General features: G+C 41.5%; 32 protein-coding genes, 1 tRNA gene and 1 riboswitch. Of the genes, 20 read left to right on the forward strand and 13 right to left on the reverse strand.

Going from position 1 to position 26,936, the window contains the following annotated elements:
* Positions 1-134 precede the first annotated feature (134 nt).
* From SLH55_RS19680 to SLH55_RS19720, 9 genes are all read left to right on the forward strand, one after another.
* A complete protein-coding gene (locus tag SLH55_RS19680; RefSeq protein ID WP_320324302.1) occupies positions 135-602 on the forward strand; it encodes a sporulation protein in 468 nt (155 codons plus the stop codon).
* An 8-nt stretch (positions 603-610) separates the two neighbouring features.
* Positions 611-1,087: a stage V sporulation protein AC gene (spoVAC, locus tag SLH55_RS19685; protein WP_219169413.1), complete on the forward strand. Its 477-nt coding sequence runs from the start codon at positions 611-613 to the stop codon at positions 1,085-1,087.
* Positions 1,087-2,103: a stage V sporulation protein AD gene (gene spoVAD, locus SLH55_RS19690; protein WP_219169414.1), complete on the forward strand. Its 1,017-nt coding sequence runs from the start codon at positions 1,087-1,089 to the stop codon at positions 2,101-2,103. Before spoVAC ends, spoVAD begins: the two co-directional genes overlap by 1 nt.
* A 22-nt stretch (positions 2,104-2,125) precedes the next feature.
* Entirely contained in the window at positions 2,126-2,482 is a 357-nt protein-coding gene (gene spoVAE / locus SLH55_RS19695) for a stage V sporulation protein AE (RefSeq protein WP_219169416.1), read from the forward strand.
* Between the two features lie 15 nt (positions 2,483-2,497).
* Positions 2,498-3,190 (forward strand): DUF421 domain-containing protein, encoded by a 693-nt coding sequence (locus SLH55_RS19700; RefSeq protein ID WP_219169418.1) that lies wholly within the window; start codon positions 2,498-2,500, stop codon positions 3,188-3,190.
* A 79-nt stretch (positions 3,191-3,269) separates the two neighbouring features.
* Positions 3,270-3,386 (forward strand): YjcZ family sporulation protein, encoded by a 117-nt coding sequence (locus SLH55_RS19705; RefSeq protein ID WP_082051146.1) that lies wholly within the window; start codon positions 3,270-3,272, stop codon positions 3,384-3,386.
* 141 nt (positions 3,387-3,527) lie between these two features.
* Positions 3,528-3,788, forward strand: coding sequence for a stage VI sporulation protein F (locus SLH55_RS19710; RefSeq protein WP_219169420.1), 261 nt, complete (start codon positions 3,528-3,530; stop codon positions 3,786-3,788).
* 170 nt (positions 3,789-3,958) lie between these two features.
* Positions 3,959-4,237: a hypothetical protein gene (locus SLH55_RS19715; protein WP_219169421.1), complete on the forward strand. Its 279-nt coding sequence runs from the start codon at positions 3,959-3,961 to the stop codon at positions 4,235-4,237.
* Positions 4,238-4,263: 26 nt separating this feature from the next.
* Complete coding sequence (locus tag SLH55_RS19720; protein ID WP_219169423.1) at positions 4,264-5,160, forward strand: MBL fold metallo-hydrolase; 897 nt, start codon at positions 4,264-4,266, stop codon at positions 5,158-5,160.
* On the opposite strand, the gene SLH55_RS19725 is transcribed toward SLH55_RS19720, so the two are convergent.
* From SLH55_RS19725 to SLH55_RS19740, 4 genes are all read right to left on the reverse strand, one after another.
* On the reverse strand, positions 5,157-5,831 hold the full coding sequence (locus tag SLH55_RS19725; protein ID WP_219169425.1) for a DUF421 domain-containing protein: 675 nt from the start codon (positions 5,829-5,831) through the stop codon (positions 5,157-5,159). The two genes, SLH55_RS19720 and SLH55_RS19725, sit on opposite strands and share 4 nt — an antisense overlap.
* Before the next feature lie 116 nt (positions 5,832-5,947).
* Positions 5,948-6,370, reverse strand: coding sequence for a GNAT family N-acetyltransferase (locus tag SLH55_RS19730; protein WP_219169427.1), 423 nt, complete (start codon positions 6,368-6,370; stop codon positions 5,948-5,950).
* A gap of 1 nt (position 6,371) precedes the next feature.
* Positions 6,372-6,890 carry a YjcG family protein gene (locus SLH55_RS19735; protein WP_098352815.1) on the reverse strand — a complete coding sequence of 173 codons (519 nt, stop codon included), beginning with the start codon at positions 6,888-6,890 and terminating at the stop codon, positions 6,372-6,374.
* A 165-nt stretch (positions 6,891-7,055) separates the two neighbouring features.
* Positions 7,056-7,781 carry an esterase family protein gene (locus SLH55_RS19740; protein ID WP_320324303.1) on the reverse strand — a complete coding sequence of 242 codons (726 nt, stop codon included), beginning with the start codon at positions 7,779-7,781 and terminating at the stop codon, positions 7,056-7,058.
* 150 nt (positions 7,782-7,931) lie between these two features.
* On the opposite strand from SLH55_RS19740, the gene SLH55_RS19745 reads away from it, so the two are divergent.
* The 5 genes from SLH55_RS19745 to SLH55_RS19765 all read left to right on the forward strand — a co-directional run bounded on the left by SLH55_RS19745 (position 7,932) and on the right by SLH55_RS19765 (position 12,863).
* Positions 7,932-8,486, forward strand: a complete 555-nt coding sequence (locus tag SLH55_RS19745) for a phosphatidylglycerophosphatase A (protein WP_219169431.1) — start codon at positions 7,932-7,934, stop codon at positions 8,484-8,486.
* Between the two features lie 308 nt (positions 8,487-8,794).
* Positions 8,795-9,790, forward strand: coding sequence for a TAXI family TRAP transporter solute-binding subunit (locus SLH55_RS19750; RefSeq protein WP_219169433.1), 996 nt, complete (start codon positions 8,795-8,797; stop codon positions 9,788-9,790).
* Positions 9,791-9,891: 101 nt separating this feature from the next.
* On the forward strand, positions 9,892-10,413 hold the full coding sequence (locus SLH55_RS19755) for a DUF1850 domain-containing protein (RefSeq protein WP_219169435.1): 522 nt from the start codon (positions 9,892-9,894) through the stop codon (positions 10,411-10,413).
* Complete coding sequence (locus SLH55_RS19760; RefSeq protein WP_219169437.1) at positions 10,400-12,385, forward strand: TRAP transporter permease; 1,986 nt, start codon at positions 10,400-10,402, stop codon at positions 12,383-12,385. Before SLH55_RS19755 ends, SLH55_RS19760 begins: the two co-directional genes overlap by 14 nt.
* A gap of 406 nt (positions 12,386-12,791) precedes the next feature.
* Positions 12,792-12,863: transfer RNA gene (locus SLH55_RS19765), tRNA-Val, on the forward strand.
* 133 nt (positions 12,864-12,996) lie between these two features.
* Here the strand turns inward: SLH55_RS19765 and SLH55_RS19770 are convergent.
* Entirely contained in the window at positions 12,997-13,170 is a 174-nt protein-coding gene (locus SLH55_RS19770) for a hypothetical protein (RefSeq protein WP_219169439.1), read from the reverse strand.
* Positions 13,171-13,535: 365 nt separating this feature from the next.
* On the opposite strand from SLH55_RS19770, the gene SLH55_RS19775 reads away from it, so the two are divergent.
* Positions 13,536-13,736: a cold-shock protein gene (locus SLH55_RS19775; protein ID WP_034763533.1), complete on the forward strand. Its 201-nt coding sequence runs from the start codon at positions 13,536-13,538 to the stop codon at positions 13,734-13,736.
* A 111-nt stretch (positions 13,737-13,847) separates the two neighbouring features.
* Here the strand turns inward: SLH55_RS19775 and SLH55_RS19780 are convergent, their stop codons facing one another.
* Positions 13,848-14,702 (reverse strand): MurR/RpiR family transcriptional regulator, encoded by an 855-nt coding sequence (locus tag SLH55_RS19780; protein WP_219169441.1) that lies wholly within the window; start codon positions 14,700-14,702, stop codon positions 13,848-13,850.
* Between the two features lie 162 nt (positions 14,703-14,864).
* Between SLH55_RS19780 and gndA the strand changes: the two genes are divergently transcribed.
* On the forward strand, positions 14,865-16,277 hold the full coding sequence (gndA, locus tag SLH55_RS19785) for an NADP-dependent phosphogluconate dehydrogenase (protein ID WP_219169443.1): 1,413 nt from the start codon (positions 14,865-14,867) through the stop codon (positions 16,275-16,277).
* Between the two features lie 40 nt (positions 16,278-16,317).
* Here the strand turns inward: gndA and SLH55_RS19790 are convergent, their stop codons facing one another.
* Positions 16,318-16,482 (reverse strand): hypothetical protein, encoded by a 165-nt coding sequence (locus tag SLH55_RS19790; RefSeq protein WP_320324304.1) that lies wholly within the window; start codon positions 16,480-16,482, stop codon positions 16,318-16,320.
* A 119-nt stretch (positions 16,483-16,601) separates the two neighbouring features.
* Complete coding sequence (locus SLH55_RS19795) at positions 16,602-17,372, reverse strand: SurA N-terminal domain-containing protein (RefSeq protein ID WP_320324305.1); 771 nt, start codon at positions 17,370-17,372, stop codon at positions 16,602-16,604.
* 518 nt (positions 17,373-17,890) lie between these two features.
* Between SLH55_RS19795 and SLH55_RS19800 the strand changes: the two genes are divergently transcribed.
* The 3 genes from SLH55_RS19800 (at position 17,891) to SLH55_RS19810 (ending at position 22,073) form a co-directional block, all read left to right on the forward strand.
* The gene (locus SLH55_RS19800) at positions 17,891-18,301 is read left to right on the forward strand and encodes a VOC family protein (protein WP_320324306.1); all 411 of its coding nucleotides are present in this window, start codon (positions 17,891-17,893) and stop codon (positions 18,299-18,301) included.
* A gap of 153 nt (positions 18,302-18,454) precedes the next feature.
* Positions 18,455-18,635, forward strand: a riboswitch (cobalamin riboswitch).
* 126 nt (positions 18,636-18,761) lie between these two features.
* Complete coding sequence (locus tag SLH55_RS19805) at positions 18,762-21,014, forward strand: ribonucleoside-diphosphate reductase subunit alpha (protein ID WP_320324307.1); 2,253 nt, start codon at positions 18,762-18,764, stop codon at positions 21,012-21,014.
* A gap of 21 nt (positions 21,015-21,035) precedes the next feature.
* Positions 21,036-22,073 (forward strand): ribonucleotide-diphosphate reductase subunit beta, encoded by a 1,038-nt coding sequence (locus SLH55_RS19810; protein WP_320324308.1) that lies wholly within the window; start codon positions 21,036-21,038, stop codon positions 22,071-22,073.
* A gap of 56 nt (positions 22,074-22,129) precedes the next feature.
* Here SLH55_RS19810 and SLH55_RS19815 read toward each other — a convergent pair whose 3' ends face one another.
* Together SLH55_RS19815 and SLH55_RS19820 are read right to left on the reverse strand one after the other, a co-directional pair.
* Positions 22,130-23,596 carry an aldehyde dehydrogenase family protein gene (locus SLH55_RS19815; RefSeq protein WP_320324309.1) on the reverse strand — a complete coding sequence of 489 codons (1,467 nt, stop codon included), beginning with the start codon at positions 23,594-23,596 and terminating at the stop codon, positions 22,130-22,132.
* A 21-nt stretch (positions 23,597-23,617) separates the two neighbouring features.
* On the reverse strand, positions 23,618-24,355 hold the full coding sequence (locus SLH55_RS19820) for an SDR family oxidoreductase (RefSeq protein WP_320324310.1): 738 nt from the start codon (positions 24,353-24,355) through the stop codon (positions 23,618-23,620).
* 203 nt (positions 24,356-24,558) lie between these two features.
* Between SLH55_RS19820 and SLH55_RS19825 the strand changes: the two genes are divergently transcribed.
* Positions 24,559-24,888 carry a DUF3243 domain-containing protein gene (locus SLH55_RS19825; protein WP_320324311.1) on the forward strand — a complete coding sequence of 110 codons (330 nt, stop codon included), beginning with the start codon at positions 24,559-24,561 and terminating at the stop codon, positions 24,886-24,888.
* 54 nt (positions 24,889-24,942) lie between these two features.
* Here SLH55_RS19825 and SLH55_RS19830 read toward each other — a convergent pair whose 3' ends face one another.
* The 3 genes from SLH55_RS19830 to kynA all read right to left on the reverse strand — a co-directional run bounded on the left by SLH55_RS19830 (position 24,943) and on the right by kynA (position 26,777).
* Entirely contained in the window at positions 24,943-25,386 is a 444-nt protein-coding gene (locus SLH55_RS19830) for an SACOL1771 family peroxiredoxin (RefSeq protein ID WP_320324312.1), read from the reverse strand.
* Positions 25,387-25,492: 106 nt separating this feature from the next.
* Entirely contained in the window at positions 25,493-25,693 is a 201-nt protein-coding gene (locus SLH55_RS19835; RefSeq protein WP_034763568.1) for a cold-shock protein, read from the reverse strand.
* A gap of 244 nt (positions 25,694-25,937) precedes the next feature.
* Positions 25,938-26,777, reverse strand: coding sequence for a tryptophan 2,3-dioxygenase (kynA, locus tag SLH55_RS19840; protein WP_226677628.1), 840 nt, complete (start codon positions 26,775-26,777; stop codon positions 25,938-25,940).
* Positions 26,778-26,936 lie beyond the last annotated feature (159 nt).

Consider the following 26,936-nt stretch of genomic DNA (forward strand, 5'->3'; position numbering starts at 1 on the left):
TAAGAAAAAAGGATGCGGTTGTGGATCGAAAGTGAAAAAAAGCTAAGACTGCTCAAACTGGGCAGTCTTTTTTTCATAAAAAATGACTTTATGAAAAAAATAATGGGTGAGTACAAAAAAATGAGGGATATAGCATGAACAAGAATTCAGTCATCATTCCACTTGCTTTATGTGTGTTGATCGGATGCGCTAATAAAGAAGATGGAAGCGACAGCAAGATAGCTCTTATGAAAAAAACCAATCCGCCGCCGATCGAATTAGTGGATAATCCTGAAACTGACAGCTACGGTCATGCCATTAAAAGGGAAATTTCCAAAATGGAGGAACTCTATGATGTGGCTGTCATCCAGGGAAAAGAAGAAACGCTGGTTGTATACAAAGTAAAACATCTTCACCGATTTAAAATGAAAAAGATCGAAAAGAAAATGGATCACTATCTGGAAGATAAATATCCTAAGGAAGATTTCATTTTATCCAGTGATTATAAAATCTTCCTCGAAACCATCCGCTTAAAGGAAAAGCTAAAAATCGGCTCGATTTCAAAGAAGGATGCCGAAACCAGGTTTCAGGAAATCGTGAAGCTTCAGAAAGAAAAAACGTAATAGGAGGGATGTTTGTGGGGAAAACACCTAAAACACCTGAACAGAAGAAGTATGAGCAGTTAGAAAAACAATATGAAACGAAGCGGCCCCTCCTTAAAAATGTATTAAAAGCATTCTTTGTCGGAGGCTTCATCTGTTTGATCGGACAGGCAATCACGTATGTGTATATTTATTTTTTTAATTTCACAGAGCAGACAGCAGGAAATCCTACGGTTGCTACAATGGTGTTTTTGGCCATGCTTCTGACGGGCTTCGGCGTTTATGACCATATCGGGCAATTTGGCGGCGCAGGCAGTGCGGTACCAGTAACTGGATTCGGGAACGCCGTGATTTCTGCAGCGATTGAGCATCGAACAGAAGGCCTCGTCCTCGGAGTTGGAGGAAATATCTTTAAACTGGCCGGTTCAGTCATTGTCTTTGGAGTGTTCTCAGCCTTTGTCGTTGCCTTGATCAAAACGATATTAATACAATTGGGGGTGATCTGATGCTGAAAGGTAAAAGGTCATGGGTGTTCTCATCAAATCCGGCAATCCTTTCAACAGGGGTTGTCGGCGGTCCTTTTGAAAAGAAGGGGAATCTTACTGCAGATTTTGACCAGTTTTATGATGATACTTGGATGGGGCAGGACACATACGAAAAAGCCAATCGAACTCTCATTGAGGATGCTGTTCAGATTGCCTTGGAGAAACAATCTCTTCAAAAGAGTGATATTCAATTTTTCTTGACTGGGGACCTGATCAATCAAATCACTCCTTCAAGCTTTGCTGCAAGAACAAATGGTATTCCATATTTCGGTTTGTTCGGAGCGTGTTCAACTTCCATGGAAGGCCTCGCTCTTTCAGCATTTTTAGTTAATTATCATGGAGCTCATCACGTGGTCACTGGAGCATCCAGTCACAATTCAGCAACCGAGAAGCAGTTTCGCTATCCTACCGAGTATGGTGGACAGAAGCCGCCTACAGCACAGTGGACCGTAACGGGAGCGGGTTATGCCGTGGTCGGCGAGGGTGCATTGGTCACCATTCCTACTCCAAGGGTTACGTCTGCCACCATCGGTAAAGTCATGGATATGGGCTTGAAAGATCCATTCAACATGGGAGGGGCGATGGCACCTGCAGCAGTGGACACGATAGCAGGTCATTTTCAGGATCTGGACAGAGATCCCTCCTATTACGATCTCATCATTACAGGGGATCTGGCGAAAATCGGGAGGCAAACAGCTCTTGAAATGCTGAAGCAAAAAGGCTACATGCTAAGCGACCAGCAATTTCAAGATTGCGGGATGCTGATATACGGGGAAAACCAGCCGGTCCAATCAGGGGCAAGCGGGCCTGGGTGTTCGGCTACCGTCCTTTACGGTCATTTATTGAATGAAATGAAGAAAGGTACCTATAAACGTATCCTGGTCATAGCGACAGGAGCATTATTATCACCCCTGACATTTCAGCAGGGCGAATCGATCCCTTGTATTGCTCATGCGGTTTCGATTGAATATTTGTAGGGCTTTTAAAGGAGGTTACAAAGTGTTAGCGATGTTTTTTTGGGCTTTTACGATAGGCGGTATCATCTGTGTAATCGGTCAATTACTGTTTGATGTAGCGAAATTAACCCCGGCTCACACGTTAAGTCTGCTCGTTGTTTCAGGCGCCATCCTCTCAGGGTTGGGACTTTACGAGCCTTTGATTGATTTTGCCGGGGCGGGAGCGACCATTCCGATTACGAGCTTCGGGAATGCACTTGTAAATGGGGCCATGCAGGAATCACAGGAACATGGGCTTGTCGGGGTACTTACTGGTATGTTCGAAGTCACAAGCTCAGGGATTTCTTCTGCTATCATATTCGGATTCATTGGAGCGCTTTTGTTTAAACCAAAGGGATGATTGAGGTGAGAATAGATGCCTGAATACTTACAGGTGGCATTACGCAGTATTTTTATCCTGCTTTCCTTGTTTGCCATCACCAAATTGTTAGGCAAGAAGCAGCTATCTAAATTATCCTTTTTTGAATATATCACAGGAATCACAGTGGGAAGCATTGCCGGAACGCTCTCAATGGACTTGAACCTGCCCTTAAGTGAAGGGTTGATGAGTATATTATTATGGTTTGCTTTTCCCCTGCTGTTTTCCTACCTATCCCTGAAGAGCATCCGCTTTAGAAGATTTGCTGAAGGGAAGCCGGCTGTATTCATAAAGGATGGAAATATCGATGAAAAGGCATTAAAAAAAGAAAAATATTCTGTAGATGAACTTTTGGAACAATTAAGGAAAAAAGACGTGTTCAGGGCAGCCGATGTAGAATTTGCATCACTTGATACAAATGGGGATTTAAGTGTCTTATTGAAAAAAGAAAAACAGCCTCTTGTTCGAGAAGATGTATTTGGAATATCACAAAAATCCACCCCACCACAAGCTGTCATTACAGATGGAAAAGTCGATCAAAAAGCGCTGTCCGAAGTAGGATTCCCCCTGCCATGGTTAGTGAAAGAATTATCAAAAAGGAAACTGAAGATAGAGTCCATCTTTCTGGCACAGTTAGATTCTGAAGGCAACCTGACCTTTGATCTGTATGATTGGACAAACACACAATAAAATATCCAATAGCCCATACGTTATCCTCACTTTGTACATATGTTATAAGAGACTAAAGGTAAAAGAGAGGTGAAATTATATGTATGGATATGGATACGGTGGCTGTGGATATGGCGGCGGCGGTTATGGTTCGACATTTGTATTGATCGTTGTGCTTTTCATTCTCTTGATTATCGTTGGAGCTAGCTTCTGTTAGAAAGGGGTACAAAAGGCAGAATCCTTAAGTTGAATGGATTTTGTCTTTTTGTTTTGTCCGAAAGGATATTATTTCATTTTAAATTCACGCTCCTGGGTTTTTGACATAAGATGCTTATAGTTAAAAGGAGGCGTGATGAAAATGAATAATAACTTTTTTAAGAATTTAGAGAAGAAGACAGGCGTTAACATGAACGAAGTGTTGGAGCTTGCTAACTCATTACAAAATGCGAACTTTAAAGATGAAGCAACGGTCAGAAGCGTCATCAAGCGTGTATCTAAAATTGCAAATAAACCTGTGAACAAGGAAATGGAAGATAAAATTGTCCAATCGATCGTCAACGACGGAAAGCAATTGGACTTCAGCACAATTTCCAATATGTTAAACAAGGGAAAGAAATAAAATAATCCTCACAAAGATAAGAAGAATGGACATAAAGAAACGTGAACTCACGTATTTTATGTTAATTCTTCTTTCTTTTTGATCGGAACTCATGTGTGGCTTTGAAGTTATGCGTCCACACGTTTCTCAAAATCCCAAATTGGGTACATAAAACCAAGGAGGTCATAACAATGGGATACATTGCGCCAATTCCTCACTATCAGTATAAACAATATCAGGAAAGAGATATGAAAGTTGATAAACACCCGTTCAGCTTTTTCCCCATACAGCCCATCAAACCACTGAAAAACAAATCACAAACCAACCCTGAAGCAACAGAAACCCGTTATGGAGACCATCATTCAAATCAACATGAAAATTCATACCAGCCAACTTTCAAAGCACCCATCCCTTCAAGTTTATTGGCTAAACTAACAGGAAAAGGGAATCACATTAACGAATATGTTTAGGGAACCGATTCTTTGGAGGTATGATCGTGAAACTTCAGAAATTCACAGAACATTGCTTTGCATTTACCGGTGCCGTTAATATCGGTTATTGTATGAAAGGGGGAAAGGGGCTTTTGATCGACAGCGGATTGGATGATTCATCCATGAAGAAGGTGATCAGGATATTGGAGGATGAAGGACATCCTCTTGATTATTGTGTGATCACCCATGCCCATGCCGATCATTTCGGAGGTGCCTGTCATCTTAAGAAAAAGTACAGCATACCAGTGTATGCCCCTAAATTGGAAAAAGCAATAATGGAGAATCCTATTTTGGAACCCATTTATTTATTCAATGGTGCGGTTCCTATACAAGATTTACGCAATAAATTCCTAGAAGGACAGGCAGTAGAGGTGGAAGGGGAGCTCATGGCTGGAAAGAACACCATTGGTCCGTTCACCTTTGATGTCATTGACTTACCGGGGCATTCGTATAGTCAGGCTGGACTTCTGGTCGAGGGTATTTTATATGCAGCAGATAGTTATTTTGGAAGTGAAACGTTAAAGAAGCACGTGATCCCCTTTATTGTAGATGCGGACCAAACATTGGATTCATTAGAAAAACTCCTTCACATCTCATGTGAAGGAGCGATCCCCGGGCATGGAAGCTTCGAAGAGAATTTAACTAAAACGGTGAAGGAAAATATGGATCTTCACGAAGAAAGATTGAACTCTCTATTAGCCTTGGTAAATGAAAGTCCAAACGGAGAGACATTCGACCGAATCTTTAGAAGATATTTGGACCTCGTCGGCATCTACGTAGCGAATGTGGGGCAGTGGCTACTGTTCAGAACATCGGTGACAGCCTATCTTACAAGCCTTGAACGCAAGAAACTTCTGTCATTTTCAATCGAAAAAAATGAACTCATGATCAATCCACTTTAATACCCTTGAACCAATAAGGTTTTTCCATCCTCCCATTCGGCGTAAAGGACGTCCTTGGAGGAGGGGAAGCCTTGTTTTTTTAATTCATTCATCAACCAAGCTTCTTCTTGCCCGGCAAGGGTCAAATTATCATAAACAATTTCCCCATCGACGATCAATGAAAGGGGGAGGGTGGCCGACTGGATGGGTAGTTGAAGATCCTGACGTTGTACCATGTCATAAAGAGGCTTCCGAATGACGCTCAACGTGCCATCTGATTCCAAAAGGGCATATTCACATTCTCTAACAGCGAATACATCCTTTGCCCGGAGTAAATGCTGAAGCTGATTCAAATCCAGATGATTCTTCTTCAGTTCATTATAATTTATTTTGCCTTTATTAATGATTAATGATGGAGTTCCTTCAAGCATATGTCGAAAACGCCTTGATTTCTGAGTGAAGTATTCCGTAATGAAGATCAAACTACCCCATATCGAGATGGCAGCAAGAATTTGAAACACGGTTGTTTCCCCGTCATAGAGGGAGTTCCCAACTAGTTCCCCAAGAATTAAAGCGGAAATGAAATCAAAAGCTGATATTTGAGTGATTTGTGTTTTTCCCAGGATTTTTGTCAAGATGAGCAATGCGAAATATCCAACGATCAATTCAATGGCTATAGATTTGATTTCCATGGATTCTCCCCCTTTCCATACACTTCTCCATTATCGACGAGAGCAGTTCTGAATATACGAAGAAAGAAATAAAAAAGAACATGAAATCTGGTTCAGAAACCAGATTTCATGTTCTTTTAAATATGTTTGCTCATTGTTTTATGAGGGATGCCTGCGTCAAGGAATTCATCGGATGTAACTTCATAGCCCAATCCTTCATAAAAAGGGATAGCGTAGGTTTGAGCGTTTAATTTCAATTGTGATAATGGCTGATTCTTTGCATATTCTTCAATACCGAGCATCAGTTCACGACCTGCACCTTTTCCCCTCATGTTTTTCAGGACGCAGATTCTTTCTACTTTGCCCATCCCGTCTAGAATACGGAATCGGCCGGCACCGACAGCGTTGTTTTGTTCATATAAAATGAAGTGAATGGAGTCATTCTCATGTTCATCAATCTCTTCTTCAAGGGGAACCTGCTGCTCTTCTACAAAAACGGTTTTTCTAATAGTAAAAACATCTTGGATCTGTTCTTCTGTGTTAGCAACTACAACGTTCACGTTATTCTTCCTTTCCTAATCGGAATGTTTCGTAAACGGTCCAGGAGCCATTTTCTAACTGATACAACAAGTGAAATCGGTCGATTGTTTCTTCATGATCGATTCCAAGCATGCTCAGTGATCCAAAGATATCCGAATGCTCATCATTTGAAAGTTTCTGGGCAATGGTGATATGAGGAACGAAAGCGAATTCCGGCTCGTCACCCATGAAATTCTGATTATGCATATCATCGTGCAACCCTTGCAGTTCAGGCTTAGACTCAACTTTGAAATAAATGACGTTATTCACAGGTTGAAAGGAGCTTACTTTATACACTTTTAAATTGAATGGATCGTATTTTTTTGAAATCGCGGAAAGTTTCCCGGCAATATCTTTGATTTGATCATCATCTGCGCTAAAGACGTTTTTTAATGTCAAATGTGGCGGGACCAATGCATAATGAGGATCATAGCGTTTCCTGTAAGAGTTCGCGATATCTTGTAGCTTTTTCGATGGGAAAATGACTATACCATAATTCATTTTCTTCAATCCTCCTCTATTTAACTATCATTGTAATAAGTACAGTATAGCAAATTTTTCAAAAATTTAATATAGGGCGAACGAAAGAGGAATGATGTGATTCCAGAGTGTTGACGTTCATAGCCGGCAAGGGTTGTCCCCTCGCCGGCTAGAAAGTCATCCTGATCAGCTGAACATCATTTTGACAGCGCGTTTTAAATCTGGCTGCCAATACTTCCATGTATGATCTCCGTCGAATTCATCGTAGAAAGAAGAGAACCCTTTGCTGTCGAATAATTCATGAAGCTGTCTGTTGGGTTGTAAAAAGTCCTTTATCTTCCCGTCAGTCGTCTTCACTTCGGTTTCCCCTTGGCCTATGATGTGGTAGATGCTTAGAAGATGAGGCTGTGTGAACCCTTCCACTGCATCCAGTACTTTCTCATCGACAAAAGGTGATTGAAGGAGAACCTTGCCAAATGTATGAGGGTATTTCAATGCGGTCATAAGCGACACCGTTGCTCCCAATGAATCTCCAACAAGGGCACGCCCCATACCCATATGATGGGTCGGATAATGCTCATCTAAATAAGGAACCAATTCATGTGCCAGAAAGCGGATATAAGCATCATTTTCCTCACCATGGGGGTGGTATTTCCTTCTTCGATCCTCAACGTCTTTATACGGTACCCCCACAATGATCATATTTTCAATTTCCCTGTTTGAAAGCAGTTCATCCGCGAGTCGCGGGATCCTTCCCAGTTGGAAGTAATCTTTCCCATCCTGAGCGATGAGCAGGGAATATTTATAAAGAGGAGAGAATGTTGCAGGCAAATAAACAAGCATCTTCATCTCCTCATTCAGTTCTTTACTAAAGAGGGTTAATTCGGTTACGTTTCCTCTTGCGGTTGTCATGACGATAGCCTCCTATAATCAGTGTTAACGTTTACAGGAAGATTGTATCATAATCTCTTACATAATACCCGAAAGCGAATTCCGATACGAATATTCAAAAAAGTGTTATAATTTTAATAGGAAAGTGTTTGTATAGAGAGGGGATTTAATATGAATAAACCTGTTCATTCAAAAGATGTGACCAAAGCTGCATTAAAAAGGCTTAAGGATCGTGGTGTTTCCATAGAGGATATAGCCGATATCGTCTATGAAATGCAGTATCCATATAATACTGATCTCCATATGGAAGATTGCATTGATAGCGTGAAAAAAGTGTTGTTAAAAAGAGAGATTCAGCATGCCATTCTGGTAGGAGTCGAATTGGATCAGCTTGCGGAGGAGAAAAGACTTTCAGAGCCCCTTCAATCAATTGTCGAAATGGATGAAGGACTGTTTGGAGTTGACGAGACCATTGCACTGGGAGCAGCCTTGGGATATGGAAGCATTGCCGTTACGACGTTCGGTCATCTGGATAAGAATAAAATCGGTATCATCAGGGAGTTGGATACGAAAAAAGGGAATGGTGTACATACCTTTTTGGATGATATTGTAGCGAGCATCGCTGCCAATGCATCTTCAAGGATTGCTCATACTCAAAGGGACCTGGAAGAAAATATTTCTGAAGAAGATAAGCTGAAGTTTGAGGACGAGGAATTGATCGGCTGAAACAAACACCTGATATATAACAGAAGGGACTGATGGATGCTCATACATCATCAGTCCTTTTTGTGAGGACAAATTTACGTCTCAGAAGAAAAGAAGTTGCATTAAATGGAAACGCTTTATACATTCCCTATGCATTTCCGTGCTCTTTGCCTTAGCCCCGGGTAAGGGTTTCGGCTGACTGGGGAATGATTCTAGAAGGGTTTTTATGAAAAATGTTAAAACTTTATGTATTTGATTTGACAAGATTGTTACAGGCTGTGTTACAATTATTTCGTTAACGTATAAAATTTAATAGGGGGAATTAGAATATGAAAAAACGCAGTTTATTTCTAAGCACTGCACTACTTCTAGTTCTATCTGTCATTCTTGCTGCTTGCGGCGGCGGATCAGGTGGAGGTTCATCATCTGATGGTGAAGGAAACAAAGAGGTTGACTTCATTGGTATTGCTACAGGTGGAACAGGGGGTACATATTACCCGTTAGGCGGAACATTCGCTAAGATTATCGAGGATGAAACAGGAATCAAGTCCTCAGCATCCACTTCAGGTGCATCTGCTGAGAATATGGCCGCTGTGAAAGACGGCAAAACTGAAATCGCTTTTACACAAACGGATATTGCTTCTTATGCTTCTGAAGGAACGGAAATGTTCAAGGATAACAAGGTGGAGAACGCAAGAGGTATCGCGACTCTTTATCCAGAAACAATCCAAATCGTTACAACGAAGGATTCTGGTATCAAATCAGTGGAAGACCTTAAAGGGAAAGTCGTTTCAGTTGGTGAAGCCGGTTCAGGTACACTATTGAATGCAACTCAGATCCTGGAAGTACACGGAATCAAACTGGAAGACTTAGAAGCTCGTAACCTATCATTCGATGATTCAACTACTGGTATTCAGGATGGTACAATCGATGCGGCGTTCATCACGTCTGGTACTCCGACTGGAGCGGTCGAAGGATTGGCTGCGACAGAAGACATCGCGATCGTACCTGTCGAGTCAGACAAAGTCAACGAGTTGATTGAGAAGTACCCTTACTATTCTGAAGATGAAATCCCTGCAGGAACGTACAGTAAAGTGGACGATGCCGTGACAACCGTGGCAGTTCGTGCCATGTTAGTGACAAACGCTGATATTTCAGAAGATGTCATTTATGATGTAACAAAAGCCATTTTTGAAAACACAGATCAAATCACCCACGCTAAAGGTAAGTTGATTAAGGCGGAAGACGGCCTTAAAGGTATGGGAATCGAATTACACCCTGGTGCAAAGAAATACTTTGATGAAAAAGGAATTTCAATGGAATAGGTTCACACCAGAAGATGAACAAAGGGATAGGCCGCTTACGGTCTATTCTTTTGTTTTGGTTTCAGCTAAAAGCCTAACAATGGAATGGTGGGGAATTCTTTATGAGGAAATATACATCCCTGGGAGCAATTCTCCTGATTCTATGTATCGGATTCAGCCTTTTTATACCCTTACATACCTTTTTGGTTGTAGAACCGAGAAGTACAACAGGGGACTCTGTCCTTTTCAGCCTCACCGACAATCATTCGTTTTCGGTTCGATATACTCACTCTATTCATTTATCAGAAGTAGAAGAGTTTTATGTGACGACATCCTCAAATCAAATTCAACAAACTAAATTACTTTATGAAGATACTGCCATTGGTATGCCGGCCAATGCAGAAGGAAATGAAATCTTTGAAGTGACGAAGGAAGGCAAGTATTTAATTTCTAATATGGAGAGAGTGTTTCCTTACATTGATATCAGGATTGGCCAAGTCGTCGCGAATCACCGTCTCGTGCTTGACGGGAGGGAATATCCTTTAGCAGACTATTTTGATAAAGGGTCTGTCGTTCGGGTTCAATTGAAGAAACAATCACTTTACAACCAGTGGAAAGGAGTGACTGTAGTTGGAAAAAGATAAAGAGTTTGAATCTTTGACTGCAGAGCAACAACAAGAGTTACTTGAAAAATACGATCCGGAATCTTCCACCAGGAAATTCCATCACGGAACGTTCAAATGGATAATATTCTTCGGGTTATTGGCATTTTCTTTATTTCAATTAGTAGCATCCATCTTCCAATTCATCCCACGGCAATTGCTTTTGTCTATACACTTAGGGTTCGCCCTTTCATTAGTGTTTCTGTTATTTCCTGCCCGCAAGAAATATTTGAAGAAAGACAAGATTGCCTGGTATGATATTGTACTTTCAGCCATTTCTGTAGGAATTGGTGCATACTGGCCGATCATGCAGGATGATATCGTCAGCAGGGTCGGATTGATGACTCAACTGGACTTTTATGTCGGTTTCGCTGCTATGATTCTTGTATTGGAAGCTACTCGACGTGCGGTGGGGTTACCGATTACGATCATCGCATCTGCATTTATCCTATATATGTATTATGGCAGGTTGATGCCTGGATTCCTGGCTCACAGGGGTTATGATTGGGACGATATCGTGAAAACGATGTTCTTCACAAGTGAAGGGATCTTGGGGACACCATTATATGTTTCAGCCACATTCATCTTCTTATTCTTATTGTTTGGGGCATTCCTTGTGAAGACTGGCGTCGGTCAGTATTTTAATGATTTGGCCGTGTCCATTGCTGGTAAACGTGTCGGAGGACCTGCAAAGGTTGCGATCTTCTCCAGTGCCCTTCAAGGGACCATCAGCGGGAGCTCCGTTGCGAACGTCGTGACATCGGGTTCCTTCACAATCCCTATGATGAAAAAACTGGGGTATCGTAAAGAGTTTGCCGGCGGGGTAGAGGCTGCCGCTTCAACCGGTGGTCAGTTGATGCCACCGATCATGGGAGCTGCTGCTTTCCTGATGGTGGAATTCATCGGCGGTATTTCGTATTGGGATATTGCCAAAGCTGCCTCTATTCCAGCCATTCTTTATTTCACAGGTATCTGGATCATGACACACTTTGAAGCGAAGCGGATCGGCCTTCGGGGTTTATCCGATGATGAGATGCCAGACCGTAAAGAAGTGTTCAAGAAAATTTACTTGCTGCTTCCAATCCTAACGGTCATCATTTTGTTAGTGAGCGGAATGAGCGTCATGCGTGCGGCACTTTGGTCTATTGTTGCCACAGTCGCCATTAGTGCGATTAGGAAAGATACAAGAATCGGTTTCAGGGATGCGGTAGATGCGCTTGTGGACGGGGCGAGGACAGCTTTGTCTGTAGCAGTGGCAACAGCCGCAGCAGGTATGATCGTAGGGGTCGTGACTAAGACTGGTCTAGGGTTGACCCTTGCGAATGGTCTGGTTGACCTGGCAGCGGATCTTACCAATTCCACCGAAGGTAAGCTGATCCTAACATTGGTGTTTACGATGATTGCGTCGATTGTACTCGGCATGGGTTCTCCAACTACGGCGAACTATGTCATCACATCCACGATCGCTGCTCCTGCAATCATATTATTGGGAGCACCTGAGTTAGCCGCTCACTTATTCGTATTTTATTTCGGTATCATTGCTGATATCACGCCGCCTGTGGCACTGGCTGCCTTTGCCGCCGCCGGGGTGTCGGGAGGAGAACCGATACGGACAGGGGTCAATTCTGCTAAGTTGGCCATTGCCGCTTTTATCATACCTTACATGTTCGTATTGTCCCCGGAATTGTTGATGATCGATACAACCATCCCGAGGCTGATATGGGTTGTCTTTACGGCCGTGACCGGGATGATGGCGATTGGGGCAGGTATGATCGGTTATTGGTATCGTAGAGTATTCGTCATCGAACGATTCCTTTGCGTAGCTGCAGGATTATTACTCATTTATCCAGAAGGCATGTCTGATATCATTGGTTTGGTTTTATTTGGAATCATGCTTGCACTGCAATTTTTCATTAAGAGAGAAGATAAGACACCAACAAGAGCAACAGCATAAAATAAATCAAGGCTGAGCCCACTATGGGTTCAGCCTTTTGTATTGGTAGGATCAGCGGAGGGTGGGGGGATAAGAAACTGCCAAAATGTCTTGAATTTTAAACCTGCGAATATCATTTCTGAAGAAGCAGTAAGCGGTGATATAGTCTTTTTCAATTCTCCTTACCAGTACCTTTCTCTTGGTACATTCAAGCCTTGCATTCATATAAATCATTTCAATCGGCTGTCGTTCTATCAAAGAACGCTGAATTTTGATCAACATTGGGCACCCCGGGTGTTATTGATACAAATAGTATATGCGAACAGGTGTTCTTTTATGCATTGGAAGATGAATTCAGAAAAAATTTACGATAAGTCATTGACAATTCTCATTATATGAATATAATAGAATATGTACCTTGCATCGCGACTTGTTAGCTCAGTGGGAGAGCACTTCCTTGACAGGGAAGGGGTCGTGGGTTCGAATCCCTCACAGGTCATACATATGGAAAAGCCTGCATCCTTTAGGATGCAGGCTTTTTTTGACGTCAAATGTGCAATGGGAATGAAAAAGGACTCTGCTGTGTTCATGAGAGAGTCCCTGTCAAAATAATTATTAAGATGATAGCATTTTTATTTTAATTCCAGTTCCTCTTCAAAATAAAATGTGCCTGGATGTTCTTTTACGATATATGAATACCGCTTCATGTTTTTTACATATTGCCACTTCATTACTGTCACTGTTTCGCCAGTTTCCTTGATTGTCACCATAGAACCATTGCTAAACCGATTTTTTGTGGATTTCATTGGGCACTCCCTTTCATCTTTGTTCATTATACCACAGTTTTCCCCTGATTTTAGAACCCCATGAGTGTTTATATTAGTAAAACGGTTACATCCGCCAAAAGGTCGATATCGTTGAATGAAAGAGGGGGAAAACAAGTGAATGGGTTAAAAAGACATATACTGATCACGGTATTCAGTACAATTATGTAGGAGGTCTGACTTTCAAAACTTCTCCTTCAAGAACTTGCTTATTTGTTTCATTACTGTTATTCTATAAAAGAATTATTTTTGTCCGGTATACGAGGGAAGAACACGATTTGGTTTTCACCTGATATCGCAAGAATAGTAATACATGGTGCTCAAATGCACTTTAGGAGGCAACAAACATGGAAAATGGTAAAGTAAAATGGTTTAACGCAGAAAAAGGTTTCGGATTCATCGAAGTAGAAGGTGGAGACGACGTATTCGTACACTTCTCAGCGATTCAAGGTGAAGGTTTCAAATCTCTTGACGAAGGTCAAGAAGTATCTTTCGACGTTGAACAAGGTGCTCGTGGACCACAAGCAGCTAACGTACGTAAAGCATAATCTAACTTTACAACTTCAAGAACAGGCTCATTCGTGAGCCTGTTTTTTTATGGGGATTTTAAGGGAATGGAGAAGAGGGACGGACCTTGAAAGGTCCGTCCCTCTATTTGGCTATACCTTTTTAATGGATATCGCGTCACGTAATTTTTGCAGGGAGGCTTTGGAAAGTTCTTTTCGTTTCTTCATGATGTTTACATAAAGGGCGTCAACGATACTCAGCTGACTGATTCTTGAAGCCAGTGCTTCTCCACGGTACTCGGTTTCCTGTGAGACTGTGAATAGTGGAATGTCCACTCTGTTGCTTAAAGGAGATTTAGCGAAGTGGGTGATGGCAATGGTCTTAATACGATTTTTCTTTGCAACCTCCAATACTTCCAATAAATCTTTGTTCGCTCCTGAGTGAGAGATAAAGACGATCACATCTTCTTCTGTTAGCTGAGAAGCCGATATGAGTTGCATATGGGAATCATTATAGGCGGTAGTGGCCATCCCTGTTCTTAGGAACTTATGATGGGCATCCATGGCAATAAAACCGGATCCCCCTGTACCGTAGAATTCGGTTCTTCTTGCATGAAGCATTGCATGAACTGCTTTTTGGAAGGCTTCCTCATCCAATATCCTCAATGAGTCTTCGAGGCTCCTCATATTGGATCGGAAAACTTTTTGGGCGATCACGCCTTCTGAATCTTGTTCATTGATGGTTTCATGGATATCTTTAATCGGCGTCACAATATCAGAAGCCAATGAAATTTTCATTGCCTGGTAGCCTTTATAGCCCAATCGTTTGCAGAATCTGAAAACTGTGGCATCTGCAATACCAAGATACTCTGCGACACCACTGATGGTTGTGTGGATAATTTTTTCAGGATTAGCAATAATAAAATCAGCAATCATCTTTTCTTTTTGACTAAGTTTCGAATAATGAGAACGGATTCGTGGAAAACAATGTTGAGCGTTTTCATCCATGGTTAAAGAAACCTCCTATGGGACATCTGTGAAAATAATTTTAACTCAATTAATGAAATAAAAAAATATTATTTCATAAAAATCCACCACGAAAATTTATTTCGTATTATAATAATAACGGTGAAGAGTTGTATTTATTCGTATTGAAAGGAATGATCGTTTATGACAAAACAACAAATAGGAGTCGTTGGAGTCGGAGTAATGGGTAAGAGCCTTGCTCTGAATTTTGAAAGCAGGGGCTATTCAGTTTCTATATATGATGTGTCAGATGAAAAGGTAAGAGAGGTACTGGATGAGCATAAGGGAAAGAATCTGGTTGGAACTCATGAAGTAAATGAATTTGTACAATCCTTGGAAGTACCACGTAAAATATTGATCATGGTACCTGCCGGGGATATTACTGATAAAGCAATTGATTCATTGCTTCCTCACCTGGATAAAGGCGATATTCTCATTGATGGTGGTAACACGTATTACGAGGATACAATCCGCCGCAACAAGGATTTGGATGAAAAGGGAATTAACTTCATTGGAGCAGGAGTTTCAGGTGGAGAAGAAGGTGCCCTATATGGCCCTGCGATTATGCCAAGTGGTCAGAAAGAAGCGTATGATCTGGTTGAACCTTTCCTCACTGCCATTGCAGCAAAAGTAAAAGGAGATGCCTGCAGTACATACATAGGTCCTGATGGATCCGGCCATTATGTGAAAATGGTACATAACGGAATTGAGTACAGTGATATGCAGCTCATTTGTGAAGCGTATTATCTGATGAAAAATGTACTTGGTTTAAATGCAAATGAGCTTCATGAGATTTTCAAAGAGTGGAATGAAGGTGAACTCGACAGCTATCTGATTGAAATCACCGCAGATATCTTTACAAAGGTGGATGAAGAAACAGGCAAGCCTCTTGTCGATGTCATTTTGGATACTGCCGGGCAAAAGGGTACCGGGAAATGGACGAGCATCAGCTCTCTTGAATTAGGTGTACCATTGTCGATCATCACCGAATCCGTTTTTGCACGCTTCATCTCAGCAATGAAGGAAGAACGTGTGAAGGCAAGCAAGATCCTGAGGGGTCCTAAGAATAAAGAATTTAAAGGAGACAAACAGGAATTCATCGAGATGATTCGTAAGGCATTGTACTTAAGTAAAATCTGTTCATATGCTCAAGGGTTTGCACAGCTTCAATCGGCTTCAGATGAGTACAATTGGAATTTGAAACCAGGCGAAATTTCTATGATCTTCAGAGGTGGTTGCATCATCCGCGCTGGTTTCCTGGAAGAAATCAAGAATGCCTATGACCGTGAACCAGGCTTAACGAATCTGCTCCTTGATCCTTACTTCAAGGAAATTGTAGAAAATTATCAGGATGAAGCCAGGGAGGTTGTGGCCACAGCCATCAAGTTGGGTATTCCTGTACCAGGCCTTGCCAGTGCATTGGCATATTATGATAGCTATCGATCTGAATCGCTTCCGGCAAATCTGCTTCAAGCCCAAAGGGATTATTTCGGTGCCCATACGTATCAGCGAATAGACAAAGAAGGCACCTTCCATACGGATTGGTTATCTAAATAATAGAATGAAGAGCCCTGTGGGGAATCCCACAGGGCTCTATTCATTCATCTTTCGTATCGTGTTTTTTCTTTTCGTCTTGCTGGTCTTTTTTTAGTTCGTCAATTGGAATAGGGTCGACGTTTTGCTCACTCTCATGCTGGTCGAGGATACTTTCATCGTCCTTCTCAGCATTCTCAGGGTTATGATTGGTGGTATTTTTCGGCATGATGCATGTTCCTCCTCATAATGATCGGTTCTTATACCTTACCCCCTCTGGAAAGCAGAAAACCTCTAAAAGGATAAAAAAAAGAAAGCCGCCTTTTGAAGGCGGCTTTCTGAAATGAGTTAGATTTTCACATCGATTTTAGCATTTTTCTTTAAATCTTCGACATGCTGAACGAGTTTTTCTTGTTTCTTCTGTTGTTCCAGCTGTGTTTTGATCTGTGGTTTTACATCTTCATACTTTGGTGCATCCTTAGATTGATCACTGCCTTGTTGGCTGGCATATTGATCATAAAACTTCTTCATTTCATCTTCGGTTACTTCGTCTACCTTGATTTCTTTATCAACGTAGTTCGTATATTTAATATTTTCAGCAATTTGGGTTTTTAGCTCGCCCATCGTAAATCCGGCTTTCTTCATGGCTTCTTCGAATTGCTTTTCATCTTTGTATTGCTTTTTCACTTCTTCTAGCTGTTTATTGATTTCATCCTCAGATGCCTTATAGCCCTTTTCATCTGCTTGTTGCATAAGAAGGGTTTGTCCTACCAGGCTATCGATGGTTTGATCTTTGATCTTCTTAACTGCATCCTTACTCGTTGGATCCTGACCCATTTGTTGGTACTGCATCTGTGATTGAGTCAACACGTTGTTGAAGTCTTCGCCTTTAATTTTTTCATCGTTGACAATGGCAACGACCTTATCTTTCTCTACCTTTTGTTCATCCATTTTCTTTTGCATTTCTTCCATCCTCTTCGCTTGCTCTTCTTGTGCCTTTTTGTCAGAGGCTTCTGTTTTCGGTTTATCGTCAGCTTTTTGGCTCTCCTCATCCGAACCGCAAGCGGCTAGTCCAATTGTTAATAATGCTAATAGTAAAGTCGTTAATAGTTTCTTCATAGTAGACTCCTTTCAGAACTAAGGTGTGATTTCCAAAAAAATCACTTAATGCGCATTTTAAATGAAAAAGCCTTAAAAAGAAAGTATTTAGGCTAAAAAGTATTGATTGTAATGAGGATGACACACAGGTAAACTGGTGCTCCTCCTTGTATTCACCTGTATGTATACGATTACAAAGAAGAAATCACCTCCAAATAGGATATGAATTTCAAATGATTATTACATTAAAAAAAGAGGCTGCTTAAATCGAGAATACTCCATTTAAACAACCTGAAAAAAATATTGGGGACCAAAGAATACTGTCAAACAACCTTCTATTTGAATTATAGAGAGAGGGGGGGATGAGCTCAACCAACATAAAAGGAGATGAGGACTGAACAGTGTCCATTTGAAGAGAGTATTCAATCTTCTTCTGCCCTTTTCAACGAAAATAATAATTATAGGCATATTCCAATGGGGAGGGATTTTCTTCCTTTTGTTGAATTGGTAACAGTATAACGATAAAAAGGAGAGAGAAGATGAAGCAACTGATAAGAGTGGGGACGATTTACATCCCGGTAAGTGATGTCCAAATGGCGAGTACATGGTATCAGGAAAAGTTAGGCGCCGAGCTGAACTATATGGACGAAGATAAAGCTATATTAGATCTTGCTCATCAAAGCATTTTTTTGGTGAGCTCGATAGAAGGAGAAAGCAGCAATTTTTTAGATAAGCGCCGAAATAAGCGATTTTCCTTAACGTTTGAAGTGGATGGTATAAGTGATTTAAACAACTTGAGAGAGTATTTGCTTGATCAGGAAGTGGAGACGGGGAAGATCGAGGACAGGGGCCACAGTGGACTTAATTTCGTATTCGCGGACCCTGATGGCAATCTATTTGATGTGTGGAGTGAATTAAGTCCACAGTTTAAAGAAGCCTTTAATGTGTAAAAGAAGAAACCATCTTGATGCTTGACTCTAAATAGAAGAAGAGCGATACTTGTAAAAGTTTAATAGATTTGCTTGTATTTCTAAAATAAATCGTATATGATGATGAAGAACACAACATTTTGTGTTCTTTTGAAATTAATTAACTATATATTGATTATAACCTGTGAATAGGGTGTCTGTTGAGACTTAAAAGGGAATCCGGTGTGAAACCGGAGCTGTCCCCGCAACTGTATGTGCCGACGAAATAAGGAACTGCCACTGTCGATAAGATGGGAAGGCCTTAGAGTAGAATGAAGCGCTAGCCAGGAGACCTGCCTTATTTATCACGTGTTATCTTCTTCGGGAATTGGGAGGATAAAGCGAGGATTGTAATAGGCTAAAGTCTATTTATATCTCCGTCTATATAAAGCCCATCCTTTTAGAAGGATGGGCTTTTTTTACTCCTTCCCCACTATTCAAAATGGGAGGAATCATTGTGTCAATCACAGTAAATGAACGGCTAAAAGAGGTAGAAGAGATTCTAAAAAGTCTGCACAGTCGGTTTCCGGATCTTTATTTCACCGAATACAATGAAAAGATTTGGCTCTATGCTGAACAACAGGACATGAATAAAGAAGGACTCTATCATTTTATGATCCTGACAGCAGTTGAACGTATCTCCGCACATGAACCGGATTGGACATATGTCGCCGCATCACTGTACATAAAGGATTTATATCAGAGGACGGCCTTATCAAGGGGGACGTCAGAAGAGAATCCGTACGGCTCCTTTTATCAAGTGGTCAAAGATTTAACTTCTTCACAATTATATACACCTGCCTTGCTTGATTGTTATAGCAAAGAAGAATTGGACTACTTGGGCTCCAAGCTGGATTCGACCAGGGATCATCTCCACACATACATAGGAATTGTTACATTGGCCGAGAGATATTTAACAAAGTCCCATGAAGGCGCCATTCTGGAGTTGCCACAAGAGCGATTTATGATCATAAGCATGACCCTGTTCAGGAACGAAGCGAAAGAAAAGAGAATCTCCTTGATTGAAGAAGCCTATTGGGCGCTTTCCAACTTGTATATGACGGTGGCAACCCCTACATTTGCGAATGCAGGGAAGAGTCATGGCCAGTTATCCAGCTGTTTCATAGATACTGTGGAAGATGACTTAAGAAGTATTTATGACAGCAATACAGATGTTTCCACATTGAGTAAAAATGGCGGGGGATTAGGAATTTATTTAGGAAAGGTCCGGAGCAGAGGAAGTGATATCAAAGGCTTTAAAGGGGTGAGCTCAGGTGTCATCCCCTGGATGAAGCAACTGAATAATACGGCGGTTTCCGTCGATCAATTAGGACAGCGCCAGGGGGCGATTGCCGTATATTTAGACGTATGGCATAAAGACATCTTTCCTTTCCTTGATACACGTTTGAACAATGGGGACGAAAGACAGCGGACACATGACCTTTTCACAGGAGTCTCAATTCCGGACTTATTTATGGAACAAGTGGAGGAGAGGAAAGATTGGTATTTATTCGATCCTCATGAAGTGAAAACAGTCATGGGATATTCACTGGAAGATTTCTATGATGAAAGGAAAGGCAAGGGATCATTTCGGGAGAGGTACTGGGATTGTGTAGATCATCCGCTGCTTTCCAGAGAAGTGGTTCCGGCCATTGACATTTTTAAGCGGATCATGATATCCCAGCTCGAAACGGGGACACCTTATATGTTTTACCGTGATACCGTTAACCGCCTGAATGCAAATTCCCATAAAGGAATGATCTATTGCAGTAATTTATGTACGGAAATTGCTCAGAATATGAGTCCAACCGTTATAGAAGAAGAAGTAATTAAAGATGGAAAAATTGTAACCTATAAGTCTCCTGGTGATTATGTCGTCTGCAATCTTGCTTCCATCTCTTTAGCTAAAACCATTATGGATGATGAGTTGAAGAGGGTTGTATCAATAGGAGTAAGGATGCTGGATAATGTAATTGATTTGAATGACCTTCCCGTCCTGCAGGCTCAAATGACCAATCAACGGTATAGGGGAATCGGGTTGGGAACATTCGGATGGCATCACCTTCTTGCTCTAAAGGGAGTGAAGTGGGAAAGCAGTCAGGCGGTGGACTATTGCGATTCTCTTTATGAAGAGATTGCTTATCACACAATAAAAGCCAGCTGCGAACTGGCGGACGAGAAGGGCGTATACCCATACTTTGAAGGATCTGAATGGTCCTCAGGAGAATATTTTGAGAAACGCGGATATTCCAGTATGAGATGGGCTGAATTGAAGGATAAGGTTTCTGCAAAAGGAATTCGTAACGGATATCTGATGGCTGTTGCTCCCAATTCCTCAACATCAATCATTGCGGGATCCACTGCGAGCATTGATCCGATCTTCAGGCTGGAGTATTCCGAAGAAAAGAAAGATTATAAGATTCCCGTCACCGCTCCTGATCTATCACCGAAAACAACCTGGTATTACAAAACTGCTTATCATGTCGATCAACATTGGAGTGTAAAACAGAATGTGAAAAGGCAGCGGCATATCGACCAGGGGATTTCGTTTAATCTGTATGTGAGAAATGACATTAAAGCGAAAGATTTATTGGAGCTGCATCTGGATGCCTGGAATTCCGGATTGAAGACAACTTATTATGTCAGGTCAACGTCGGTATCCGATTTTGAAGAATGCGAAAGCTGTCATAGCTAGACCAGGGAGGTAGAGTATAAGATGAATGAATTGAAACAAAGGGTCCTGATTGATTCAGAGGCACCTAATAAATCTACAGGAATCATTAACGGTGAAAGCTCAAATATCTTGAATTGGGATGATGTTCGATTTTCATGGGCCTATCCGAAATATAAGAGGATGCTTGGGAATTTCTGGACTCCTTTTGAAATTAACATGTCCAAGGATATCAAGCAATTTCCGACTCTCTCAATAAGAGAGCAGGAGTCATTTTTGAAAATAATAGGATTGCTCGCTCTTCTTGACAGCGTCCAAACCGACTATGCAGGTAAAGTGGCAGATTATTTAACGGATTCAAGCCTTAATGCCCTGATGATCATCCTGGCACAGCAAGAGGTTGTGCATAATCATTCTTACAGTTATGTTTTATCGAGCATCGTGTCAAAGAGCAAGCAGGATGAAGTGTTTGATTTCTGGAAGAAAGATCCTATCTTAATAAAAAGGAATGAATTCATTACAAATGGCTACAAAGGGTTTGTAGAATCACCAACGGTTGAAAATTTATTAAAATCGATCATATTTGATGTCATCCTGGAAGGGTTATTTTTCTATTCGGGCTTTGCCTTTTTTTACAATCTGGCCAGAAATCAGAAGATGGTGGCAACCAGTACGATGATCAATTACATTAATCGGGATGAACAGCTCCATGTCGGATTATTTGAGAAGATATATAAAGAGGTCTTGAATGAAAATCCGTCTTATCAAACGGAGGAGCTTCGTACCTTCGGAAAGGAAGCATTTAAACAGGCTGCCCTCCTTGAAATAGAGTGGGGGAGGGGAATCATTGGTTCCAATATGGAGGGTCTCTTACTGAGCGACCTGGAGGACTATATAAAATTCATGGCGAATAAAAGAGCGAAACAGTTAGGTTTTGACGAACCTTTCGAGGGTTACAGGACCAATCCTCTTAAATGGATCATAGCGTATCAGGAAGTGGATAGAGGGAAGACCGATTTCTTTGAACAAAAATCAAGACAATATACGAAAACGTCTGATGCAAATGGATTCGATGAACTGTGAGCAAGGAAGTCAAACCGGTCAAAAACAAAAAGCGAGTCAACCAGACTCGCTTTTTGTTATCTTTTTTCAATAAAAGGGCCATAATCCCTTCTTTTATGTTGAACGGCTACCCATTTCACCGTCGTGAATTCTTCGAGTGCCCATTCTCCGTTAAATCGTCCCAAGCCTGAATTTTTTTCACCACCAAATGGCATATGCGGTTCGTCATTAACAGGTTCATCATTAATATGGATCATCCCTGTCTCCACTTGATGTGCCAAATTCGTTGCTCTCTCAATGGAGGAAGAGTGGACTGCACCACTTAATCCATATGGATGTTCATTGGCTAAACGAACGGCTTCATCATCGTCTTCGAACGAGATGATGGCAGCCACCGGTCCGAATATTTCATTCTTTGCGATTGGCATGGAGTTCGTGACGTGTGTCAGAACCGTCGGGTGTAATAAGTTCTTATCCGCACTGCCACCGAGCACAACCTCTGCTCCTTGTTCTTTACTGCTTTCTATATCCTTCAGAATTCGCTCAACTTGATTTTGATCAATTAAAGGGCCGATATGAGTCGTTTTATCGGATGGGTCTCCTGCATTCAGTTCTTTCACTCGGGATACAAACCTATCCACGAATCTTCCATACAACCCTTTTTGGACCATGATCCGGTTGATGCTCATGCAAATCTGTCCCTGATGATAGAATTTACCGAAAAGAGCTGATTCAACAGCCTTATCGAGGTCTGCATCATCAAGTACGATAAATACATTATTTCCACCGAGCTCCAAAGCGGTTTTCTTGAGGGTTTTTCCTGCAAGCTCACCGATTCGGCGTCCCACTTCCGTTGAACCGGTGAAGGAAATCAATCGTGGGATAGGATGCGTCACGATATCATCGCCGATTTCCGAACCTTTCCCCACTACGACATTTAGTAATCCTTTTGGAAGTCCAGCTTCTTCAAAAATACTAGCAAATAAAAGTCCGCCTGTCACGGGAGTATGTGTGGCGGGTTTAACGACGACTCCGTTTCCCGTTGCCAAGGCAGTGGCAATGGATCGGACGGCTAAATGGAAGGGGAAATTCCATGGGCTGATGACGCCAACCACTCCAAGTGGTTCTCTATACACCCTGTTTTCCTTCCCCGGAACTTGAGAGGGTAAGATTTTTCCCTCCATTCTATATGGATAAGTTGCCGCTTCCTTCATGCTATTGATGGAAACGGTCACTTCCCCTGCAGCTTTCATATACGTGCTGCCGGACTCTTTGATGAGCCAGTCAATGATTAGATCCTTGTTCTCCTCAACAATAGAGACTGCCTTTTCCATGATGCTCCTCTTTGTTTGAGGGAGTTCGAGAGCCCAGGATTTTTGAGCTTCCTGTGCTGACAGATAGGCTTTATCGAGGTCCTCTTTACTGGCTGCTGTAATAGAGCCGATTTCCGTATGATTAAATGGATTCTGATTGGGAATGGAATTTTTGCTGCTTCCGTCCACCCATTCTCCATTAATAAATAGTTTATCAAATTGTGTATTCATCAACCTATTCCTCCTTGTTGTTTACATATCCTGTTGAGTAGGGCGGACAATGATCTCATTGACGTCCACATGACTTGGCTGCTCGACTGCATATGATATGGCTTTTGCGATGTTTTCACTGTCGAGTGGCTTCATTTCACGATCCTTGAATGCGGCTAGGATGTCCTCGTCTGTGATGGTCTCTGTCAATTCTGTCGCAACTGCACCCGGGCAGATGATGGTTGTACGGATGTTATGAGAAGCATTCATTTCTTGCCTTAATCCCTCTGTAATCGCACGGACCGCATATTTCGTCCCGCTGTAGACAGAGCTTCCGGGCATCACTTTATGACCAGCAACAGAAGAGATATTGATGATATGTCCTGATTTCTGTTTTTCCATATAAGGGAGGACAGCGGATATTCCATAGAGGACCCCTTTAATATTGACATCAACCATCTGATCCCATTCTTTAATCTTTCTTTTGTTGATTAAAGAAAGGGGCATGAGTCCGGCGTTATTGACCAATATGTCTATTTGTCCGGCTTCTTGGATTGTCATTTTCGCGAGCTGTTCCATTTCTTCTACGTTCGTCACGTCTGTGACATGATAGTAAGCCGTCCCGCCCATTTTTTCTATTTCATTTTTCAATTCTTTTAATCGTTCTTCACGTCTTGCCGCAAGCATCACCGTTATATTTTTTGATGCCAATTCCTTCGCAGTCGCCTGACCTATCCCGCTGCTTGCTCCTGTAATGATTGCTACTTTCTGATTACCCATCCTCATTTTCCTCCTAACGATATCATTAGATCTATTCACCTATATTGTTTACACAAATCCCATTCCATTTAAACAAAATTCAGAGAGTCGGGAAGGTTAGAGGTTTATGAGAAATAGTATTTCCAAATAAAAGAAAAAATGGTTTAATAATTCTTACCCTGGGAATATACATAGTAGATTGAATGAGAGGAGAGGTTGTTTACATGGCAAATCATTCTACAGAAGAAAAGATGGAGTCGAAGGTGGACAGTGCTTTAGGTAATATGTCCCAGGATAAAAAAGAGGATATTCTTTCTAACTTTGATCATTTCAAATCATACTTAGGTAACAAAGTTTCCTTAGCGGATAAGCTGGGGATGAGCGAAGAGCAGCAGGCAAAGGCAGCTCAGAAGGTAGGGGACTATCTTGCCGTTCATGAAGAACCGAAAAACAGGGAAGAAAAGTTATTATATGAACTTTGGAAAGCAGGCAGTAAGGAAGAACAGCATATGCTTTCTCACATGCTCGTGAAGCTGGTTCACTCAGAATCCTAACACAGTGTTCATAACGAAAGGGCATCCAGTCGGATGCCCTTTCAATTAATGAGTTTACATATGTATTTCGGGGTCTACCTGAACGGTGACATTTCCTTTAATGGCACGGGTGATCATACATGATTGTTCTGCTTTCACCATTAGTTTCTTTGCAAGTGTGATGTCTTTCTCTTCCGTCGCTGGACCCAGTGTCAGAATTGGGCGGTGGATGATTTCCTTGTAGGTTATGACCCCTTTAACGACTTCTACTATTCCTTCGGACGTCATGGTTAAGTCCGTTTTCTCTATACGGCTTCTTTCAAGCATAGCTGCAAGAGTGATGATATAGCAAGTTGCGGCTGCCCCAAGAAGCATTTCATCGGGATTTGTACCGATACCGGGACCGTCCATCTCTGTGGGGATCGATATTTTTGTATGGAAATTTTCTGAGCTCAGGGTACCTGTATCATTCCTGAGTCCTGGCCAATCAGTAGAGATATGAAACGAGTGTCTTGCCATACATATAAGCCTCCTAGAAAGCATGGTAAGAATATTGTATACACTTTTTATTGTGATGGCAAAGAAAAAAGACTCTACAGAGTAGAGTCTTCCGGTTTAGCATGTATTATGCTTTTGTTACGTTAGCAGCTTGGTCGCCACGGTTTCCTTGAACGATTTCAAAAGAAACTTTTTGACCTTCTTCTAAAGTTTTGAATCCTTCGCCTTGAATAGCTGAGAAGTGTACGAACACGTCGTCTCCACCTTCGCGCTCGATGAATCCGAAACCTTTTTCTGCGTTAAACCATTTAACTGTACCTTCTAACATAATGTTACCTCCTCGTGTGTTCTCCACACAATTGTATTACTATTCTTGCTCATGTAACTTCAAGGCGAAAAGCTTTAAAAACTTTGTCCATCCTTCCATTCCGAACAAAAATAATTCTCTTACATAATATCAGGTAAAATGACAAAAGGCAACCCCGATGAATGTCTTTAATGAGCAAGAATGATAGAAAGTGAGAATATTACATTAATTTAAAGGCTGCTAAAACCTGCCGATTGCAGTTTAATTAAAGATTGCTGCGAACATCCCATAGCTCCGGGAAAAACCTGTGATCAAGAACCTTTTTCAAGTAGCCTACTCCACTGGATCCACCAGTACCCATTTTATGGCCAATGATTCTTTCCACTGTTTTCATATGACGGAACCGCCATTGCTGCAGCCAATCTTCAATGTCTATCAGTTTTTCGGCCAGTTCATATAAATCCCAATATTGATCAGGATTTTTATAGACGGTTGTCCAGGCTTCGAGCACAGATTGGTCTTCTTGATAAGGTTTTTTATAATCACGTTTCTTGACATCTTCATGAATGGCTAACCCCGCATCTGCTAAAGCCATAATGGAAACATCATAGAGGGACGGTGCTTCATATGCCTTTTGAAGCAGAGCCAATAATTCTGGATCCTTTTTGTAAATTTCAAGCACATGCTTCGTTTTGTACCCAAGGGCAAATTCAATCATCCTGTATTGGTACGATTGAAAACCAGATGCTTGACCGAGACTGTCCCTGAATTGGACGTATTCTGATGGGGTGAGTGTTGACAGCACATCCCATGCATGAATGATCTGTGATTGAATCTTTGAAACACGTGCAAGCATTTTAAATGCCGGTGACAGTTCCCCTTTTTGAATGGACGAAATGCTTGCACGGATTTCATGAAGGATTAATTTCATCCATAGTTCACTGACTTGGTGTATAATGATGAACAACATTTCATCATGGTGACCTGATAACCTTTTTTGACTATCTAATAACGTATCGAGCCCCAAATATTCTCCATAAGTCATTCTGTTAATAAAATCGGTATATACTTCTTCATTCCCCATAGAGTCTTTCTTGTTTACCATTGATATTTCTCCCTTTCTTCTGCTTGATTCAGAGATGCAACTGATTGATCCCCCTTGATATATATTTCTTGAAGGGAACATGGAAATCCTCCCTTTATCTTCAATAGGGATCTTCCTTCTATGTATCACTATCTGTTAAATGTTAGTTCTGCATCATGA

The sequence above is a fragment of the Rossellomorea sp. YZS02 genome (assembly GCF_033963925.1).
Classification (GTDB): Bacteria; Bacillota; Bacilli; order Bacillales; family Bacillaceae_B; genus Rossellomorea.